Origin of the sequence: Succinimonas sp. (genome assembly GCF_045225735.1) — a bacterium.
Taxonomy (GTDB): domain Bacteria; phylum Pseudomonadota; class Gammaproteobacteria; order Enterobacterales; family Succinivibrionaceae; genus Succinimonas.
Window position 1 is genome coordinate 1 of record NZ_JBGVBR010000125.1, and the last position, 2,234, is coordinate 2,234.

Below are 2,234 nucleotides of genomic sequence, written 5' to 3' on the forward strand. Positions count from 1 at the left end.
CGATTTTCTGGAGGCTCAGTTCACCGAATGGGAAAGGGCGGAAAACAATAATTCCCAGTTTGCTCAGGAGGCCCGGGCCATGAAGGATGAGTACCGGAATCTTAAAAGCGACTGGAATTCCAGCTGTCAAAGGGACTTTAACTGGTGGTTCCGCGGTCAGGAGCGGGAGGCGAACGCCAAGCTGGGCTGGGGCACCAGAACCAACAACTATCTGGGAGACAAGTTTTCCAGTCTCTGGAACAAGGGCTGTCCCCGGGAAGTAGAGGGCTTCAAGGCCTATTACCGCACCAAAAAGGAAATCGAAAGGGAACTTCTCAAGTGGAATCAGGGCGGCCGCAAGTGCTCGCAGAAGAATCTCAAGAAGGAAGCCAAGGATATGCTGTGCGTGCTTATGGAAAGCAAATCCCGCTATCTCAACATGGTGGCCAATTATGCCTGCGACTGCGGCTGGGATGCTCTCTACTACGATAATGAGATCATTGTGGGAGAAGAGCTCAAACAGTACCGCCGGGAGGCTGAAATCGTCAATGTCATGACGGCAGTGGACAATGACGGGGTTCTGGGGTGTCTCTGCAATTACGGCCGGGTGACTCACGGCGGAGCCAGCGGCTCTGTGGGCATCTCGTTTAATCCGGGGGCCACGGGCATGGCTCCGGCCGGAGTCTGCGGCCGGAATCAACGGGGCGCCTGCTTTGCCAGCGGGTGGAGCTGCTGGCACTTCACCATGCCCACTGATGAAAACGGCCTTAGGAAGTGCGGGTATTACAAGGCCCTCAAAGACGCCCGGGATCAGAATGCCGTAAAGCAGGCCCGGGATGAGGTAAAGCAGTGCAATGCCAACTATGAGGGCATCCTCCAGGAAGCCGGGGAGAAGGAGAAAAAGCGGCAGATGGAGAAGCGGGCCCGGGACAGCTCTATCTGATGCCGGGAGAGAGTTTGCTAAGCAGCTTTCTGAAAAAACTGACCGCATTCCCGGGGAATGAGCCGCAGTATGATGACTGACCGCCAATGAGTCCGTCCCCGGAAAGAAATGCGGATCCGGTCTTTTACCTGCGGCTTATCTTTACTGTTCTTTAATATGCCGTCCTCACATGGGCCCCGGAGGGATGAAAATGAGAGGGGGCGTTTTTTTTCTGCGGCGAAGGTCAAATATGAGCTTAAATCCGCTCCCGATTTTTGGCCTGTATCCTGTTTATGCCGTTCCGTGATTTTTTGGATCGGGGCTTTTTGTTACGATTAAGCCGAAAGCAGTTTTCAGGAAGGCGGCCCCGGGGATTCCCCCTGATACGACATTCCTCGTAATCTGCTTTGGCTGTCTTAACCCGGAAGCGGCCTTTCCGGATCCGGACTTTAATCCCCGGCTTTCCCTGAGGTTCTTAACCATGAGAATTCCCTCCGCCCCGTATTTTTCAGGTGTTTCTTTAAGTATTCATGCTGTTTTTTCTCTGGCGCTGTTATTTGCAGTCTCGATCCCTGCGGCGGCGGAGGAGCCGAAGGCACAGAAGTTCACCTATGAGGACTTCAGGTATTCGGTGTGCGTGGGGAGCGACCTGTACAGCGAGGAGATGCAGGAAATGATCCTGAAATATCTGACAGCTGAGAAGGGCGGCAAGGCGGGCAAAGCTCTCCATGATGACTGCGCTCAGGACACCATGTTCTCCGCCCTGGTCAGAAGAAGCAGTTCTCCGAATTTTCTTGAAAAGCTGCTGGCTCTGGGGGCGGATCCGGATTACACCGGCAAAACCGGCTATTCGGCCCGGATGGCGGCAGTTTCCCTGAGGCGTTATCAGGATGTCGCACCCCTGTTTCGGGGAAACATTGATTTCGGCCGGAGAAATCCGGCGGGGGATACTCTTCTTATGGCCGCCTTTGCTAACGAGGATCCCGAAACGGCCCGGAATCTTCTGGAAAGGAATATTCCCCGGGAGGTCATTGATGCCCGGGGCGGGGACGGAAACAGCATTCTGGTGAAGATTGCCCGGAGGGAGATTCAGTTTGAAGCCAATACCGTGGCGCGGCTTCAGGAGCTCGGAGCCGACTTCAATCAGCTTTCCGCTGCCGGCCTTACGGTACTTCAGGAGGCCATGACAGAAGAGGGCCGCCTCAGCTTTGACAGGGAGTTTATAGAAGCCCTGATAAAGCACGGCGCCCGGGTTAATGCCCTGAATGCCCGGAAGGAAAACGCTCTTCATTTCATGACCCGCTGCAGAATGGATAAATCCCTGTTTGACTTT

At 54.7% G+C, this 2,234-nt stretch carries 2 protein-coding genes; both read left to right on the forward strand.

Annotation, left to right across the window (positions count from 1 at the left end):
- On the forward strand, window positions 1-922 hold a 922-nt coding region (locus ACJROR_RS04495), incomplete at its 5' end, for a hypothetical protein (protein ID WP_406546051.1).
- Between the two features lie 460 nt (window positions 923-1,382).
- Window positions 1,383-2,234, forward strand: an 852-nt coding sequence (locus tag ACJROR_RS04500; RefSeq protein ID WP_406546052.1) for an ankyrin repeat domain-containing protein, incomplete at its 3' end; no start/stop codon positions are given.